We start from the raw sequence: 17,713 nt of genomic DNA on the forward strand, positions 1-17,713 counted from the left end.
AAAGATGATTCTCCTGGTGTAGTGGATCTTCCAACTAGATAATGTGTAGCATCTTCTACCATATCCCATTCCAGTGTCACCTGAGAATCAGATGCGACTACCCTCACTTGGTGAGGTTCCGAAGTAGCTTGAGGTGTTATAGAAACTTCATTAGACGGTTGTAGAGACTGACTGTCTATCACTGCCCAAATAGTGTAGTAATACGTTACTCCATTTTCTACAGTTGAATCAGTATAAGATAATGTAGTAGGTTCTAACGGATCACTAATGATCAAAGATGATTCTCCTGGTGTAGTGGATCTTCCAACTAGATAATGTGTAGCGCCTTCTACTTTATCCCATTCCAGTGTCACTTGATTGTTTCCTGGAGTGGCTGTTAATTCAATGGAATCAGGATTTTCAGGGACTTCAGCAGATACAAGTTGCACTCCACCTAAGATTATTGAAAATATCAAAAATAATATTATGAATTTCTGTTTCATAAAGAGTTCTCCTTTTATTAGAGTAGTATTGATGTAAAACTTTAGTAAAATGATAGATGTATATCAACCCTCTTATGTACAATTCAAATTATTCTTAGTTGAAAACTAGGAATTTAGATAAAAAAATTCAAAAATATTCGTTCTTATAAACATAAAGTTATTAATATAACAATAATAGAAATGAAGCATTCTAGTTTTATCACTTAGATCATCTATATACCTGCCTTATAGTTAGAGAATATGGGTCAGAGGTGCATCTACTTCTAATGAACGGAATCCTTCTATATATAAGAGTTATGTTAGTTTCATTAATTTCCACAAACTCTTCTTCTATATTACTTTAAAGCTCTAAAGTTTACAATGAAAAAATGTTAGTACATATTACGAATCTTTATAGTAGTTGTTGAGTTCTGGTACAAAAAATGAAAGTAATCTCATTTCACCGCTCATTCAGGGTGGCCGTTATTCTGAACTTCATTTACCCGAGATAATCTATACAGACCTACGTGAAGGAATGAATCTGTACGGTCAGCTCATGAAGGGCCTTCAAATTGTTTAGGGACACGTACACCGATGGATTGATAGATACTTCCCTGAGTACACAAAGCTTTTTTAGTGATTGGGAGAGGAAAACTTCATTACAAGAGTTACGACCGTGCGTTTTTCTGTAATTGAGAAGAACCTTTCTTATGAAAGGGCCATTATCTTGAAGACTTGAGTTCGAGATAAATTTTTAATCAAATTGAATTATATTGAAGGATATCCCTGTTGAATTAAATTCTCTAGTAATGTACAGGATTGCAAAAAACTTCAGAATCAAAGTGCTCAATCTATCTATTGAACTTCATTTTCATAAATATACAGTTTATTTGAAACAAAATCTTTTAGACTTAACCGTTATTCCTTCGTTCTGTATATTTGAAAGAATACACTATAGAAAAGGTTTGTATAGGGAAGTTGTCTAATCACTATTATAAGACTTTCATATACTAATAATGGGACTACCGGAAAAGTCCCAATACTCCTTTCGAAAGCTACGTGGAACGGCACACACGTAGCTTTTTTATGTCAATCTAGTTATTTGTACAGGCATTCTTTGTCTAGTTACATAAAATACTGTGAGGTGAAAATTAAGAAGAAAGGAGTTGATTCTGATGGGACAACCTAACTTTCCGGATATGTTTAATGACTTACCAGATTTAGATAAAAATCAAACCCTCTTATTTCTTCTTGCAACTGTTGGACAAGAAGAGCTCGCTCTCGCCCACATTATGAACGCAGAAGGCGAGAAAATTCAAGCTGCTGTGATGGCTTTCGAAGATGATTGCTTAACCATCGAAGATTTACTTGCAGTGAACGATAATGTGAATGAAACACTCAAACATGTTATTAAAAAAGAAATGTTACTTCAATTTAAAGTAGAAAATGTCATCGAGCTATTTGAAGTCGTCGAAGATTGCTAGGAATGAACAGTCAAGACAATATCTAATTAGAAAGGAGGGAGAAAAATGACAATTTTTATTGTACCAGATGACTTTCCTACCGTTCAGGCTGTAATTGATAACGTTGTTCCTCCTATTCTTGTATCGGGAGATTCAATTGAAGTAAGAGCTGGGATGTTTCCTTCATTCGTGCTACCGGATGAAGATCAAAATGTAGACCCTCTTGAACGTGTTCGAATCGCTGGTTGTGGAATCGGTAGAACCATCTTTTTCGGGGGAGCAAGTGATGGTGTTGTGATTGATGGGTCACCACAGACTTATTTAAAGGATTTTACTGTACAAGGGTATAGTGGAAGTGGTGTCCTCCTTCAGGTAGGACCGAACTTGAGTGGTGATAACTGCGTGATTGAAAATGTCGAAGCAACATTCAACGAAGTTGGCTTTGATATTCAAACGGATGACAATACACTCGTCAACAATATCGCAACGTCGAATGCAACGGGAGAAGGCGATGGTTTTGAGATTAGTGGAAGCACTAATTTTCTCAAGGGAAATACAAGTAAAGAAAATACAACAGGATATCATGTCTCCGGGATATTAAATAGATTGGCCAATAATGTAGCCAAAGAAAATACTGAGGATGGATTTTTGTTAGATGATTCTGGATCTATCACGATATTAGATGGAAATACAGCTCTTAAGAATAATATTGGAATCAACTGTCAAACAGACAATAACCGAATTGTAGAAAACAAAGTATGTAATAATACGACCATAGGGATTGCATTGGTTGGAGCAGAAGGTGCTGAGCCTAATGGGAATCGTGTTGACTGGAATATTGTTCGCGGAAATGGGACAATGGGTCAACCGGATAATGCGGGGATTTTTGTAATCGATGGTGCGGGTACTGTAGAGCCGAATTCGATTACCTTTAATAAATTAAAGTTAAATGAAGATTTCAGCATCCTAGACGGAGCAGGTCTTGCAACGCCAAATATTTATAATGGTAATGTGTGCACAGACAACCCAAGTAGTCCAATGGAAGCCTGTGATCCAGGGATCAATTAATGTTGAAAGTTTTGTATCTGATTATCATGAAAATTTATAGAAGAAGGGAGGTAGACAAATATGGTTTTACGAATTGTGCCTACAGTTGCTTTTCCAACGGTTCAGGATGCCATTGACGTTTCAAGTCCAGGAGACAGCATAAAAATATTAGCTGGTAAGTTTGATGGTTTTGAAGTGACGGTTCAGGGTTTGAAAATATTCGGCTGTGGGATTGGAAGGACAATTATTGAAGGGGTACCCGCTGGTGGTGGAATGAATGGAGTCTTGGTAATTGCCAATCTTAACATGTTACAAGGGTTTACGATTCAAGGATTTATCGGTAATGGCATAAGCGTAGTTAATAACGGTTGCATACTAAAAGATATAGAGTCAATAAACAATCAAGGTGCTGGTTTTTTAATTATTAACCCTGATAATTACCTAACTAGATGTATAGCTGCATTTAATACTACTGGGTACAATATTACTACTAGTAGTTTAGTGTTCGATTGCCAATCCTTTTTAAATAAAATGAATGGATTTGAAACTATTGGTAATGATATTTCTATAATAAATAGTACTAGTGAGAAAAATGGTGAGAATGGGGTATTGGTAGGTGAAACCAACACAATATTTGAAAATAAAATTCAAAATAATAGGACCGATGGAGTTGAACTGACCGATGAAAATAGTAACATTCAAAGGAATACGATTTGCCATAACGGGTCTAATGGAATCTCCGTACTTACAGGAGTAAGCGGAAACAGTATTGATTCCAATATTGTTCGTAACAATGGGACAGATATTACAAATGCTGGTATTTTAGTAGAAGATGGTGCGATGGATAATGACATTCGATTCAACAAAGCAAAGGACAACGTTGAATTTGACATTGAAGCACAAGGTGCTGCTTTTGCTGATAACACCTTCGATGCTAACCAGTGTGGTAGTAGTGATCCTGCTACGATATGCACTTAATTCATCATATTTCTTCCTATGTCCTACAACTTTTCTTGAATCTCAATGGTCCTTTAACTAATTATTCGATTTTCTTCATCCTCATTTTTGACAAATCCTTAACGTCGGTATTTTCCTTCTCCGTTTATAGTTATGCAGTCTGTCTAATATCTAAATATCTCTATGCTTAAAGGAGCTTGATATGCTACACGTAATGTTTACAAGGGAAATAGATGTGCGGAAAATCTAAAGGAATGTTCAGATTTCAATGTGGAAAAGGATAGGTCCGTACTGGATAGTTTCTTTCTATCTTCTGTACCTGATAACCATGAGAATTTTATGAAGAAAGGAGGGGAATAAATATGGTTTTACGTACTGTGCCTACAGTTGCTTTTCCAACGGTTCAGGATGCCATTGATGCATCGACTTCTGGAGACAGCATTAAAATCTTAGCTGGGACATTCGATGGGTTTGAGGTAAACGTGGAAAATCTGAAAATCTTCGGCTGTGGGATTGGTCGGACGATTATTGCGGGAGCTCCAGCGCAAGGAAGTAACAACGGTGTGGTTGTGGATGCTGACCGAACAACATTGCAAGGGTTTACCGTGCAAGGGTTCGATCAATCTGGAGTAATCTCCCTATCCTCTAACAATGTTCTAAAAGAAATCGAGTCCAAACTTAATAATAATGGTTTTTTTACAGGTTCTAATAACACTTTCTTGAATTGTATAGCTTCTTTTAATCTCATTGGTTTTTTAAGTCGAGGAGGCAGTAGTTGTATTATAAGTTGTGATAGTAGTCAAAATAGCCAACATGGTTTTGATCTTACTCTTACTATAGCTTATAAATTCATTTCAAATACTACTAAAAGAAATGGACTAACTGGGTTCAGATTACTGACTAGTTTGGGCAACTTAGCAGTCTCCAACACGCTGTTTGCAAACAAAGTATTTAAAAATGGTGATGACGGAATTCGCTTACAAACAATTCCAGGTGGCCCCACCCCCACAAGCAATAATAATATTATAGAAAATGTAGTATGTGACAATGAGGATAGTGGTATTAGATTGTTTCTTTTTGCTAGTGAAAACGTGATTGACTCCAATATTGTCCGTAACAACGGCACTGCTAATTCTGACGCAGGAATCCTAATCGAAGATAGCGCAGTTGACAACACCATTCGTTTCAACAAAGCGAAAAATAACTTCGAATTTGATATCGAAGCCATTCCGCCTGCTGACGTTAACAACACTTTCGACGGCAACAAATGTAGTAACAGTTTTCCGCCTACAGGTATCTGTGATTCTTAATAAGCAAAACTCTCTTTTAAAAGGAGAGTTTGTACATATTTTTTCATTAAGCTTGATGGTGATGTGGCTGCACCCTAAGAAAGAGCCTTAGTTGAGGGTAAATATGAAACAGATGATTGTATACCTGTGGTACCAACCCCCGGTATACTTTCAATAATTGTTTTGCCAATGCCACAACCAAATATGTTTAAATTATTCCTATAACTTGCATTAAATCCATCAAATATTCCAGCTAATATTTTTATACTATCTCCATCGGTTGAAGCATTGATTGCATCTTGTGTCATTGGAAACATAGTTGGTACAATTCTTAATACCATATTTGTTATTCTCCGAGTTACTATAGTATATAATAGATGGACAAGTGGTGTTTGTGCTATATGTGAAATTAGATATTGGGGATAGAGAAAATTATTTTTCATGTGTGAAAATCGTAATTTTAATAAATATACTTATAAACACATGAACGCATTAACTATTCTTCCATTATGTAAAACCTCTCTATTCAAAAAAGAGGTTTTGTTTATTAAGAATCACATATTGAAGGGGGATCACTACTCCCACACTGGTTTCCATCAAATGTATTGTTATTAAAAGCATTGCCTAGCGCTTCAATGTCAAATTCGATATTATTTCTCGCTTTGTTGAATCGAATCGTGTTACTAGTTGCACCATCGTTAACTAAGGTGCCTGCGTCTGTCACATCTGTCCCATTGTTACGAACAATGTTGGAGTCGATGATGTTGTTATCAGAAATTCCCACATCATAACCGTTTCCTGCATTGTTGCATACTATATTGTTAATTACATTGTTATTATTTACGTCAATTCTGAACCCGGTGTTATTTAGAAATACTTTGTTCTTAATAAAAGTATTAAAACCATCAGGACCATTTAAATTATCCAAATCAACACCCACACTATTTTCTTTGGCAATGTTAGATATGAATTTGTTGCCGATACCATTATTGTTGACACCACTAGCTGTTTGATATCCTGTACCATTTCGAAAGCTGTTACAGGTAATTATGCAAGTATGTTCTGAAAGTGAAGTAAGTTGAAAACCTGTTTCATTTTCAGAATGAAAGGAAGCAACGCAATTAATAATTAGATTATTATCAGTGCGGAGGTCGAAACCGTCGCTCCCATTAAACCTTGATTCAATATCTTTTAATACGTTATTATTACCTGATTCAACAAATACACCGTCTCCAGTAAACCCCTGAACCGTAAAGGCTTGTAAAATGATTCGGTTCGCATTCACAGCCACACCGTTACTACTGCCTTGTGAAGGTGCCCCTTCAATAATCGTTCGCCCAATGCCACAACCGAAAATCTTTAAATTGTCTACATCTACTTCAAACCCGTCAAACTTTCCAGCTAGTATTTTAATGCTATCGCCTTCACTCGACGCATCAATGGCATCCTGTACGTTTGGAAACATAGTAGGTACAATTCTAAATACCATATTCGTTACCCTCCTTTCTATTAGAGTTACTATAGTATACGAAAGAAGGACAAGGGGTGTTTGGACTTCTGGTAAAGAAATAAGTAGTAGTTTTCATGAGTGAAAGTCGTATTTTTGAATTAATTTGTTCCCATAAATAAGATAATCATGGGTATATAAAAGTTGGAATATTATTAAATAGTATTTAGTAGGTAATGTGGAAAAAGAGAGGTGTTGGAATGAATACGAGGAGTTTCAATGTGAATTAATTAACTTCTTTTAAGGCTATCCTGAATTCAAGTCTTCAGCTATACCAGCTAATATAAGTCAATACTTTTTAAATATTCTACTAGATTAAAGATGACATAATTAAAAATATGTATGACAAAGAAGCTTCAATGTTTCTAATTAAAGTTTTTTGTAAGTTATGTAATTATTTGTATTGATTTATGCAGTGTATCTTCGTTTATGCTTTAATATGGCATAAATCCAATGCAATAGCTTGTTGGCACAAGCTATGATGGCTACTTTGTGAGGCTTGCCCTCACTTCTTTTTTGTCATAATACGCTCGTATCTTTACATTTCGATTGTTGGTTAATCCACACTGAACAGCTGTATAAAGCGTTTGACGGAGCTTAGTAGATCCTCTTTTGGTAATTCGATTGATTGTTGCTGTAAACTTACCAGATTGGTAAACCCTTGGATCAATCCCGGCATAAGCTACTAGTTTTTTCGGGTGACTAAACTGCGTGACATCGCCTATTTCTGAAATTAGTGTCGCTGCTATTTTAGTCCCTATCCCTGGGAGGGATGTAAGAATCTCATATTCCTCAAACTTCATCGCTAGCGATTCGATTTCCTTTTCTAGTACGTTCAGAAACTCTCGTTGTTGAAGAAGCATTTGAATATACATTTTTAGCGTAACCAAATGGCTTTGATACAGTGTCTTCTTAAATGGGTTCTGTTCTGCTGACTCTTTTAACTTCAAAGCCTTCTCATAAAACCACCCATACGATCTTTTTCCTCCTATACCGTACATTTCCGTAGCTAATTCTATTGTTGGTACCTTTAATACTTCATGAGAAGTAGGGTAGAGGAGTAGCATTTTTAAAGATAAAGGCGCATATAAATTACTAAAAACCCCTTTATATTCAGGAAATACTTGATCGAGTATCGTTTGAAACTGAAGTTTTAGATGGACATAGTTCCGTGTTAAGGAATCGGTTGTCTATTTAGATTTCTCAGGTTCATCGTTTGAATATTTTTTGTTGATAGGCGACTAAGTCCTCTTTGTAATACATCTCGCATAAATGTTTCGCATCAGCTGGGTCTGATTTTACTTTAAGAAACAACGGAATTCACTAAATAGTACGCAATCCTTTTTTCCTCGAGAAACTGTAAAATAGGTTCATGGTAGTGCCCTGTAGATTCAAAAACAATGACAGGTTTTAATTCAGCGTGGCTTTCCACCTCTTTAAAAAACGAAGGGTTGCTTTCTTGCCAGGAAAGCTTGAACTTGGCTTTCTCCTTTTGCGACATCCAGGCCAATCACTGGATCCATATGGTATCACATCTCCTTTTAGTAGATTTGTCGGTAGCCCCTGTCTATCTTGTAGTGTCATAGCTTCGCTTGTTATGCGGGGTCTCTGCCCCAACCAGCCTCAAACATGTTTCTACAAGTAGGGGGTGGACAGTATAGCCGACGGGATCAAGTCCCAAGGGCCATTACGTTCTACCCCGGCTACCGTAATCATATATCAATATAAAAAATGGTCAACCAGAAATATTTTCTGGCTGACCTTATAATACGAAGGGCCATTATCTTGAAGACTTGAAATCGAGATAAATTAGAAAATTAACTAGTATATAATAAAAGGAACAAATGGTGGATAATAATATTTCATTTTGACCAGATGGATCTTATGTATAAAATGAACGATGTGAGGAAGCGTCCATATAAAAAGATGTTTATACTGATTCGAAAGGAAAAAACCATTATTCTATAGATACTCAACATGGCAGATTTGAAAAGACTAATAAAAGAGGGAAGCACCTAGGAGAATTTAATTTTGAGAAAAAATAGAATATTCAGATAAATAAAACAGGCATGATTTAATCATAAATAGGTAGTGAAAGATAGAATGAATACTGCTATCCAAAAGGCAATTGAAAAGTATTATATGGAAAAGGAAGCATCTGATTATCTAACAAAATGTAAAAGGAAAACTTTGCTCCCAGAAGAAGTGAATGCTTTTGTTACAGAAAATAATATTACTATAGAAGTTTACAACAACAAAGGGGTTTGGCCGTCAACAGAAATATTTTTTGAGTTTGAAGGATATACTAAGAGAGAATTCTCAGTTACTTATACTAGTAAATTGCTGGTATCAAAAGTTGCTCCTTTATTTTACTTGCAACATGAGTTTATTATTGATAATAAGGATATTAATAGAATAGTGCCAATGCTTGATGGTGATTCTGCTCAGGCATATACTAAAAAGCAACTAGATTTAGAATTATTTATTGAGGACCATACCCAATATTGATCTAACTTATTGTTTTCTGGGCTACTTGACGTTTACTCTGTTACTACGGGTTAAGAAATACTAGGAAACAACAGTCAGTTTCTTACCGTACAGGTAACCGGCTAAAATATATCTAAACATACAATTTTTTACTTTTGGTAACGTGACCCCCTAATGCTTGTGTAAAGGCTTGTTAAAAGAATCGGTCTGTCACAGAGATCCGACTAATCCTGGGCTTGTAGTAATTAATGGAAATTCAGTTGTACTTTCTTTACACGAACCAAGCAATATGATGACTAGCAAAATAAACAACACTAACACTACTATTATAAATGAACCCATCTCTTTCACCTCCATGAGTTTTGTTCTATATACTATGTTAATAGATTGTATTTGGTATAGTGCAAACGAAAAATAACCACCCAACCTACTAGCAATAATTGGAATGAAAATTGCGATGCTACCACCCAGATCAGCGAAATTATATTGAATTTCCATATGAAATTACCTACCTTGTTCACACATATATTATTCGACATCGGTTGTCAAATTCTTTACAGTGAGCCGGAGACAATTATCAGGAATTACAATTCGACGAAGTCTTCGTTATAAAAAGTATTACCTACAGTACAATTATCTCTGTCACGGAAGTAAAGGTTTATAATTAACTGCTTGTCCGGATCGATTTCAAATAGTACTTCAAAGTGACGAGTAGTGTCGGAATCAAACGTTCCCCGAGTTTCTGGTTCGATGGTGATTTCTTCTTTTTTAATTAATCTCGGCTCCGTTGCATTTTCCCAATCGTAAGCAAATGCAGTTATTTTAATCGTTTGGTCACTTCGGTTTAAAATTTCAGCATGGCTATTATCTGTACCTACTTCTCGATATAAAACGCCCGTTGTTCTCACTTTCTTCTTTTTATGACTCATTTATACACCACCTTTCATATTTAGATATATTATAGTATGACGAATAAGATATTTACGTGCAGGTTTCACACTCATAATTTAATAGAGGTTTTGCGAAATGACTAATGAGTTTTGCGTGATAGTGGCGTTGAGGTCATCTGCAAAGGGCTGAACGATTCAAGCATGCATCAGTTTTGACAGTACAAGCAAACGTACGAGTTTGAATGTTTGCTAAGCGAGTAATCCTAATCGTCAACATAAACCTAGAAGGGGTTCTGCCACATTTCCATCAAGCTAAAATAGACAAATCTCCTAGAATAGAAAAATATATTGAAACACTCCACTTTAAGGAGAGTTTTTGCTAACGTCCAGAATTGTTGAAGAAGCGATGTTTATATTAAAAATGAAATGGGGGCAAAATATGCCTACCCTTAAAGAGTTTGATTTGGATATACCATATATAAGAAAAGATGGATCCGAAGAGGATTATGAAATGAGTTGGAAAGAAAAAAGGTACAATTTAGAGATGAAATTAGGTGTGTTGTCTCTCTCTTTGGACAAAACTTCATCAAGTATAAGATAGTTGACAATTGGCAGGTTATGATTAATTGTGTTAATAGATTGCAAAATAATAATGAGGTTAAATGTGTAGGTGGAGTCACCGAGGTTCTTGTTGATTTCAATATTGATTACTATTTTAGCTTAAACAATGTTGAAAGAAAAAGCTCATCTTCTCATTTTTTAAAAAAGGGATTAGATATTATTAGTGACAAAAAATGATAGGATCAATATCCATTTAATGAGGCTTATTTTATGAAATTCATTGTATAAGGCAAAAGCCTAAAAAAGCCCTGATAGGAAGCATCGTGCAGAAGTATATTGTGAACATGACTTTGATAAGTTCTTCACTACTATCATAATTAAAAATACTACTGGAGATATAATAAAAAGTAAAAATTCCATAAGTATTTTGGTTAATTGAAATGGAACACATCAAAGGAAGTAGCACTTATAAATAAAGATGGGCTTAATAAAATGAGTGTTAAAATATAGCTTATCTCTTATTCAAGTAAAAGGTGTTTTAATAGAAGTCTATTTCACAAGTTATCTCGAATTCAAGCCTTCAGCTATTGTGCGCAAATCTGAAATTCAGATCAGTGTCATTTTTTATGGTAGTGACATTTTTATGGAATAAAGTTTAATTGTGAAATACAATGGTCTTCAGTGCATAAATCAAAAATAAAAGAGGGGAACAAATGATGATCGAACTTAAATATTTTGAGCGTTCAGATTTCAAACAACTTATCAATTGGATTGATTCATATGAATTTTTACTTCAATGGGGAGGACCTGGATTCGATTATCCTTTAGATGAAAGTCAGTTAGAAAAATACATTGAGAAAGCAAATGATGTTAACTCTGATACCTTCGTGTACAAAGTAATGAACAAAGAAACAGCAACTATTGTTGGTCATATTTCTTTAGGTAAAATTGATAGAAAAAATAAGTCTGCGAGGGTGGGTAAAGTATTAGTCGGTGATAAGAATGCAAGGGGTCAAGGAATAGGTCAATTAATGATGACAGAAATACTTAAAGTCGCTTTTAATGAACTACATTTACATAGAGTTTGTCTTGGCGTTTTTGATTTCAATCTGTCTGCAATCGCTTGTTATGAAAAAACTGGTTTTAAAAAAGAGGGATTGCTTAGAGACTCTAGAAAAAATGGTAACGAATACTGGAGCATATGGGAAATGAGCATACTAGAAAACGAATTTGTGGCTTCTGATATTCCGTTATAGAGGGCGCAATTCAGGAGTATGAATTGGGCTCTTTCTTTGTGGAAAGGGCCATATTCTTGAAGGATTGAATTCGAGATAAAACTAAAATATACTGTTTTTTCTATACAGAATGTCGGAAAACTAATCAAATACGTTATGTCATTTTCTAAACTTTAATGATAAATGCTATTCTATAAAGTAAGGTTGAATCGAGAAAAAAGAACGATTTGACTCTGTATTAGCCTCATTAGTATTTATTTGAAACGCTACCCACTATCGACCTCCTAACCAATAAAGAAAACATCGATAAGTTTAACCTTGGTCAACGAGTCTCTCCTCAATTTATAGAGTTCTGAAAAAAAGTGAATCAAATAAAAGATAACCCAGAAACAAATTCATTCTTGTTTCTGGGCTACTTAATGTTTACGTAGGTTTTAAAGAGTAGATATTTTTTCTGAATTTAAGTTTACTTGAGGTGTTACAGAAATTTCATTAGACGGTTGTAGAGACTGACTGTCTATCACTACCCAAATAGTGTAGTAATACGTTACTCCATTTTCTACAGTTGAATCAATATAAGATAACGTAGTAGGATCTAACGGATCACTAATTATAGAAGATGATTCTCCTGGTGCAGTGGATTCAGTAGAGAATACGATTGATTTTTATTTAAGTGAATCAAGTGATAAACAAGCAGCCAAGCGCTTTATTAAGAAAGCCTTGGCTGCTTCTCATATTGGTGAACCTCGTGTGGTCACGGTTGATCAAAATCCAGCTTATCCTGGAGCAATTCAAGAGGGAAAAGAAGAGGGAAGGATATCGGAAGGCATTTCATCAGACAAATAAAATACCTCAACGATATCATGGAACAAGACCATCGTTTTATCAAAAAATGAGTACGCTACATGCTGGGGTTCAAATCATTTGAAGTAGCCGTTTCAATATTAAGTGAAGTGGATGTTTTTTCACCAGAACCGTAATTCTTGACAGTTACCCATACAAATCCCTCTACTATTCAGTTGGTAGAAGGTTGTTTGGGATGATTTTATCAAGGAGTGAAATGTCTCCTAGTCAAGCATTTAATTGCGTATTCACTAATAAGATAAAAGTGGGAGAAACATATGGGGTAACAAACAATGACACTTCAAGAAGAAAAAGTCTGTTGTGCCTGTAAAGACGTTAGAATTGACCTTTATTGGTTAGCACTATCAAACAACAGTATTATCACTACCGCATTACTCGTACTAGGTTTCGGAGAATTATGGTTTGCAATGGTTGATATTCCTACGATTGTCGTCTTGATTATCAGAATTATTTTTGCCGTCATTACTCTGTTTCTCATTGCAAAGTTTGTACGCCAATGTTTGAAAGAAAAAAACATCACTGCTAGAACACTGTTTGAATAATAGTGATTGGAGGTGAAGAATTGAAGACGTTCAAAGACAAATTTCCAATAACAGCTCTATTCTTTACGTTTGTTGGGGTATTCTTGATTGGTATCGTTATCGGAGTAGGTGTTATACTTTTTAACGAAAAAACCATCGTTGTGCCGGATGATGAACTCACAATTCAAGATGCCGTTCATGCAGCTGGTCCAGGAGATATCATTTTAGTAAAAGCCAGTGGTGGACCTTATGAGGAAAACGTCACTATTGATAAAGGGAAAATCAAGTTGATTGGGATAGGGAAAACAAAACCTATACTAGATGGAGATACTGTGGTGGGAGGTAATGGAATAACGATTAATAACACTTCTGGCGTGTTGGTGAAGAATTTTACTATTCAAAATTTTGATGAGGAGGGTATTTTCTTAGACAGTTCAACTAGCAACATGATTAAAGGAAATACCCTTAATGAGAATGGTAATAATGGTATTAGCATGTTCAACAATTCAGGTAGCAACATCATTAAAGGGAATACAGCTAATGGGAATGAGAATCCGGGTATTGGCATATTCAATTCAGAAAGCAACATGATCATAGGGAATACAGCTAACGGAAATATTTTTAACGGTATTTTGTTAGTCGGTTCGCCTAGCAACATGATTATAAGGAATACCACTAATGGAAATGATGAAGGTATAGAATTAACCACCAATTCAGATAGCAACATGATTAAAGGAAATAACGTTAATGATAATGTAGATAATGGTATTTTGTTTTCTGCAGGTTCTAACGACAATGATGTTTTCTTTAATCGTGCGTTTAGGAATGGTGATGGGACGAATACTGTCGATATTAACGATCAAGATGCCAACAATTTCAAAGGAAATAAATGTGGAACATCGATAGGTGCTAATGTGGACTGTCCGAATTAAGAGCCAAATTTGGTTTTTTTTTGAAAACACCATTCCATAAAACGGCCGTTTTACGGAATAGTGTTATTGATCATATAAATCTATCGAAAAACTATTTATTGAGAGCACAAGGGAGTAATAACGGTGTGGTTGTAAGTGCGGATCGAACAACATTACAAGGGTTTGCCGTTCAAGGGTGCGCAATTCTGCAGTAAGAAATGTACTTTTTCTTTATGTATTGCACTAGATTTACGGAATAATGTAACAGATAAATGTTCCCAATAATTGAAACTATCTAATTCAAACAATCGTATATAATTAGTAGAAATGCACCTATTCATTAATGTGAGTAAAAAATGAGAGCTTCATTATCAAATAATTGCTTAGTAAAATTGAAATACCCTTATCCGAAATAACCAATGTTGATTATGATAATACGTATGGTAGTAAGAATAAGTCAGCTATTAGGATTGGTTACCCGTATGCAAGTACTGATACAATAGTTATCAAAATAAAAAAGATACTTACATACTATTTAGTAATATTGGTGGTTTGAAAGAAAAGATATTGTCATATATGGCTTAGTTTATTTAAAATCGGGGGCTGTAATCGAAGATTATATTACAAGGTATCTCGAATTCAAGTCTTCTGCAATAGGGCGCGATTGTGGAGTAACAAAAAGGTCTAATTCCCCAATTTTAATGCTGGGGAATCGGACCTTTTTTATTTACATACAGTGCAAAATAGTACTTAAAAAAGGTGCAAAATAACTTCAAAAGTGACAGATTAGGAGCAGCCATGCGAATATTTGAAAAGTATACATAGTAAAGGTATTCTCTAACACTACCTTCTGTATTAATTAATACTTCTTTTTTGAATTTGAAGGTGCTTGAATATGGTTCTGGTACTAAAATTCAATATACATGTAGGAATTCTCAAAAACTTGGACATACTGATACTATTCATCTAAAAAGGAGCATGTCAATTTTGAATGGTAGAAATTCAAGGGACAAGAATAACCCCTGCAACTGCAGGGGATACAGAGAAGTTATTCGAGGAAATATCCTCTAGAAAATATTGTAATTCATTCTTTTTAGGAATGAAATGAAATAATGCTGTAACAAGAACGAATATTTTTTTCTACCCTATTTTTTAATTACAGTTAACAACCCAGATTATTTTTATACTCTCGCCACATGAGATAAAACGTTGCTTCACTTATATTCGTAATTTTACATATTTCTTTCACTGTCTTTTTAACAACTGCAATTCCTGCTTGTTGCTTTTCTTTGATTAATGTCCGGTCTAATTCACTAAAAGATGACATGACTGTCAAAATAAATTTCCCTGAGGACGTTCTCTTAACAATCCCTAAATTCATTATCACTGAATGCCACGTTGTTCTAGTTCTTTTAAATCGACAAGTAATTGAATACTACAGATTTTTCGGAATATTCACCATTTTAAATGTGAAATGGAACCTTAATGGTCGATTGAACCTCTTAGTATCTTATTCAGTATCTAAGGTTGTTCTGGCATCATGTAATAGCCATTATACGAATGATAAAGAACATTTCCTGTTTCAGTGTCCAACACGAGCGCCATTGCTCTATACAGAGTATTCCATTCTGCCTGTTCTCTCCACATTCCAAGTTGGACCTCTCCACGATCAATTAATTGCTGATTGTCATAATCATAATCTTTCGTTATCCATCCTTCATTTAAATCATACTTACCGATTCTCATCACTACTTTGTATTTATCATTGTCAGTGGATGGCCATGCTACACCAAAAGGAACTATCAAAGTGTTGCCATCAATCCTAAGATTCTCAGAAAGCTCCACTAGTTTTTCAAGATAAGATTGATACATTTCTCCTTTCTCTCCTATTTGAGGGTTCGCTGCATAAATAGTACCTGTCCCATTTCTACTGCCAGCAGGATAAATTTCTGCTTGAATAAATTCAACCCTCATTTGATAACCGTGAGTAATCTTATATTCTTTCCACTCTTCAGTCAACTTAACATTAAGTGTGCGGAAATTTGGCTCAAATGGCCAACCCTTCATTTCACTTCTTAATCGTAATGTAGCCGTTTGTTCTTTATCGGCTCTTAGCCATATGCTAAACTCTTGTTGTGATGTATAAAAAGAACCATTGATGGTATAATTTAAATAGTCAATTTCATCAGCTCGATTAGCTGTTAATTTATAGACAGGTGATCCATAGACCGTCTCATCAGACTTTTTCGTGACTGTAACGCCTGATTGATTAAAATCAGTCAGATTAATATTCTCTTCTGCCTCTGAAATGCTGTAATATAAGTCATCTCTCCCCAATACAGCTGGATCTACATGAGATTCTATTAAATACCCATCAGTAAGTGTTAAAGATTGTTCTTTTCCATTGTTATAAAAACCTTGATCATCTTGCTGTTCTATCGTTCGACTATCTAGTGAAACATTTCTAATCTTCCATAATCTGGATTTTAAGTCACGATGATCACCTAGGGTGGTATAAGATTCAATCACCTTATCCCCTGAAATAGAAAGTACAATATTATAAGCATCATTATCGTATTGTATATTTTTCTCATCCCATGTGACGTTATATTCTTTATCCATCTTTCCAAGACTTCTATATGCTCTTCCATCAGCATTATAGCCACCATCAAACAACTTCTTTAGAATAGTATTTGCTGCAACAATGGTTCCATCTTTTCCTAGTACGACCGAAGCAATTCTCGAGTTTTCAGGTAATTGATTGTTTGTATCGATAGGGTCCCCCCATTTTATTCCAACAATTGTACCAGAAGTGTCGAACTGTGGTTGTCCTACAACAAAATTGATATGTCTATCGTTTTTATTTTGAAAGAACATGACGGCATTCCCATTTTGATCAATTGATAAAGTCCTCATTGTAGAATTGTGAGTAACGGAAGAGAAGGGTCCTTTGGTATAAGGGATATTTATATTTTTACTAGATACTACAGTAACTGCTCCATTAATAATTTTTAATAGATGAGAATTGATCGTATTATCCTTGACATTATTTACCGTAAGAAGAATCGTTTCGTCATCAAGCCAAAATATTTCTGGGTTTTTCGCATATACACCTTCTATCGATGAGCCGTTAGAATCTACTAATTGTGTTCCACTATCCTTTCCTTTATCCCAAGTGATATTTTTATCTTTCAATTTCCCTAAATTATAATAGATATGATTATTTCCCTCTCCAGATTGATGAATTTCAAATATTCTTCCGGATTCGTTAACAGCTATAGCTGGTTGATTTCCTGTATCATAATATGTGGCCTGACCTTCAACCGAGAAAACCTGTGCATTTACAGCAATTGGTGAAGTAGTCGATAAACTACTTAATAATAAAGTTGAAGAAACACCCGTTGCTATAAATATCTTTTTAATTTTTTTCATAAAATCTCACACTCCTAAAAATTAGTTTCAATTAAATTATATACGTATCCTTTATTACTAATTTTTGTGAGTAAACTCTAGGATGAAT

At 34.9% G+C, this 17,713-nt stretch carries 17 protein-coding genes and 4 pseudogenes; 13 read left to right on the forward strand and 8 right to left on the reverse strand.

Annotated features, from left to right (window positions below; translation table 11 throughout):
* Positions 1-482 (reverse strand): annotated as a pseudogene (locus WAK64_RS10805) (hypothetical protein); the annotation flags it as partial.
* Positions 483-1,636: 1,154 nt separating this feature from the next.
* Between WAK64_RS10805 and WAK64_RS10810 the strand changes: the two are divergent.
* The 4 genes from WAK64_RS10810 to WAK64_RS10825 all read left to right on the forward strand — a co-directional run bounded on the left by WAK64_RS10810 (position 1,637) and on the right by WAK64_RS10825 (position 5,238).
* Positions 1,637-1,945 carry an alpha-helical endospore appendage domain-containing protein gene (locus WAK64_RS10810; protein WP_336586991.1) on the forward strand — a complete coding sequence of 103 codons (309 nt, stop codon included), beginning with the start codon at positions 1,637-1,639 and terminating at the stop codon, positions 1,943-1,945.
* 45 nt (positions 1,946-1,990) lie between these two features.
* Positions 1,991-2,992 carry a right-handed parallel beta-helix repeat-containing protein gene (locus tag WAK64_RS10815; RefSeq protein WP_336586992.1) on the forward strand — a complete coding sequence of 334 codons (1,002 nt, stop codon included), beginning with the start codon at positions 1,991-1,993 and terminating at the stop codon, positions 2,990-2,992.
* Positions 2,993-3,052: 60 nt separating this feature from the next.
* Positions 3,053-3,949 (forward strand): right-handed parallel beta-helix repeat-containing protein, encoded by an 897-nt coding sequence (locus tag WAK64_RS10820; protein WP_336586993.1) that lies wholly within the window; start codon positions 3,053-3,055, stop codon positions 3,947-3,949.
* 341 nt (positions 3,950-4,290) lie between these two features.
* Positions 4,291-5,238 carry a right-handed parallel beta-helix repeat-containing protein gene (locus WAK64_RS10825; RefSeq protein WP_336586994.1) on the forward strand — a complete coding sequence of 316 codons (948 nt, stop codon included), beginning with the start codon at positions 4,291-4,293 and terminating at the stop codon, positions 5,236-5,238.
* A 74-nt stretch (positions 5,239-5,312) separates the two neighbouring features.
* Here WAK64_RS10825 and WAK64_RS10830 read toward each other — a convergent pair whose 3' ends face one another.
* The 3 genes and pseudogenes from WAK64_RS10830 to WAK64_RS10840 all read right to left on the reverse strand — a co-directional run bounded on the left by WAK64_RS10830 (position 5,313) and on the right by WAK64_RS10840 (position 8,247).
* On the reverse strand, positions 5,313-5,558 hold the full coding sequence (locus WAK64_RS10830) for a hypothetical protein (protein WP_336586995.1): 246 nt from the start codon (positions 5,556-5,558) through the stop codon (positions 5,313-5,315).
* Between the two features lie 206 nt (positions 5,559-5,764).
* Positions 5,765-6,706, reverse strand: a complete 942-nt coding sequence (locus WAK64_RS10835) for a right-handed parallel beta-helix repeat-containing protein (protein WP_336586996.1) — start codon at positions 6,704-6,706, stop codon at positions 5,765-5,767.
* Between the two features lie 426 nt (positions 6,707-7,132).
* A pseudogene (locus tag WAK64_RS10840) lies at positions 7,133-8,247 on the reverse strand (IS110 family RNA-guided transposase).
* A gap of 420 nt (positions 8,248-8,667) precedes the next feature.
* On the opposite strand from WAK64_RS10840, the pseudogene WAK64_RS10845 reads away from it, so the two are divergent.
* Positions 8,668-8,769 (forward strand): annotated as a pseudogene (locus WAK64_RS10845) (colicin E3/pyocin S6 family cytotoxin); the annotation flags it as partial.
* A gap of 58 nt (positions 8,770-8,827) precedes the next feature.
* Complete coding sequence (locus WAK64_RS10850) at positions 8,828-9,232, forward strand: hypothetical protein (RefSeq protein WP_336586997.1); 405 nt, start codon at positions 8,828-8,830, stop codon at positions 9,230-9,232.
* Between the two features lie 189 nt (positions 9,233-9,421).
* Here WAK64_RS10850 and WAK64_RS10855 read toward each other — a convergent pair whose 3' ends face one another.
* Both WAK64_RS10855 and WAK64_RS10860 read right to left on the reverse strand, forming a co-directional pair.
* Positions 9,422-9,553 carry a hypothetical protein gene (locus WAK64_RS10855; protein WP_336586998.1) on the reverse strand — a complete coding sequence of 44 codons (132 nt, stop codon included), beginning with the start codon at positions 9,551-9,553 and terminating at the stop codon, positions 9,422-9,424.
* Positions 9,554-9,795: 242 nt separating this feature from the next.
* Entirely contained in the window at positions 9,796-10,140 is a 345-nt protein-coding gene (locus WAK64_RS10860; protein ID WP_336586999.1) for a hypothetical protein, read from the reverse strand.
* Between the two features lie 337 nt (positions 10,141-10,477).
* On the opposite strand from WAK64_RS10860, the gene WAK64_RS10865 reads away from it, so the two are divergent.
* From WAK64_RS10865 to WAK64_RS22425, 7 genes and pseudogenes are all read left to right on the forward strand, one after another.
* Positions 10,478-10,702 carry a hypothetical protein gene (locus tag WAK64_RS10865; protein ID WP_336587000.1) on the forward strand — a complete coding sequence of 75 codons (225 nt, stop codon included), beginning with the start codon at positions 10,478-10,480 and terminating at the stop codon, positions 10,700-10,702.
* Between the two features lie 676 nt (positions 10,703-11,378).
* The gene (locus tag WAK64_RS10870; RefSeq protein ID WP_336587157.1) at positions 11,379-11,918 is read left to right on the forward strand and encodes a GNAT family N-acetyltransferase; all 540 of its coding nucleotides are present in this window, start codon (positions 11,379-11,381) and stop codon (positions 11,916-11,918) included.
* 612 nt (positions 11,919-12,530) lie between these two features.
* Positions 12,531-12,877, forward strand: a pseudogene (locus tag WAK64_RS10875) (DDE-type integrase/transposase/recombinase); the annotation flags it as partial.
* Positions 12,878-13,033: 156 nt separating this feature from the next.
* Positions 13,034-13,303, forward strand: a complete 270-nt coding sequence (locus WAK64_RS10880; RefSeq protein ID WP_336587001.1) for a hypothetical protein — start codon at positions 13,034-13,036, stop codon at positions 13,301-13,303.
* A 20-nt stretch (positions 13,304-13,323) separates the two neighbouring features.
* A complete protein-coding gene (locus WAK64_RS10885) occupies positions 13,324-14,214 on the forward strand; it encodes a right-handed parallel beta-helix repeat-containing protein (protein WP_336587002.1) in 891 nt (296 codons plus the stop codon).
* A gap of 20 nt (positions 14,215-14,234) precedes the next feature.
* The gene (locus WAK64_RS10890; protein WP_336587003.1) at positions 14,235-14,408 is read left to right on the forward strand and encodes a hypothetical protein; all 174 of its coding nucleotides are present in this window, start codon (positions 14,235-14,237) and stop codon (positions 14,406-14,408) included.
* A gap of 164 nt (positions 14,409-14,572) precedes the next feature.
* The gene (locus WAK64_RS22425; RefSeq protein ID WP_419465930.1) at positions 14,573-14,749 is read left to right on the forward strand and encodes a SunI/YnzG family protein; all 177 of its coding nucleotides are present in this window, start codon (positions 14,573-14,575) and stop codon (positions 14,747-14,749) included.
* A gap of 606 nt (positions 14,750-15,355) precedes the next feature.
* Here the strand turns inward: WAK64_RS22425 and WAK64_RS10895 are convergent.
* Together WAK64_RS10895 and WAK64_RS10900 are read right to left on the reverse strand one after the other, a co-directional pair.
* Positions 15,356-15,574: a recombinase family protein gene (locus tag WAK64_RS10895; RefSeq protein ID WP_419465931.1), complete on the reverse strand. Its 219-nt coding sequence runs from the start codon at positions 15,572-15,574 to the stop codon at positions 15,356-15,358.
* Between the two features lie 140 nt (positions 15,575-15,714).
* Positions 15,715-17,625: a hypothetical protein gene (locus tag WAK64_RS10900; RefSeq protein ID WP_336587004.1), complete on the reverse strand. Its 1,911-nt coding sequence runs from the start codon at positions 17,623-17,625 to the stop codon at positions 15,715-15,717.
* Positions 17,626-17,713 lie beyond the last annotated feature (88 nt).

It is taken from the genome of Bacillus spongiae, assembly GCF_037120725.1.
GTDB classification, from domain to species: domain Bacteria; phylum Bacillota; class Bacilli; order Bacillales; family Bacillaceae_K; genus Bacillus_CI; species Bacillus_CI spongiae.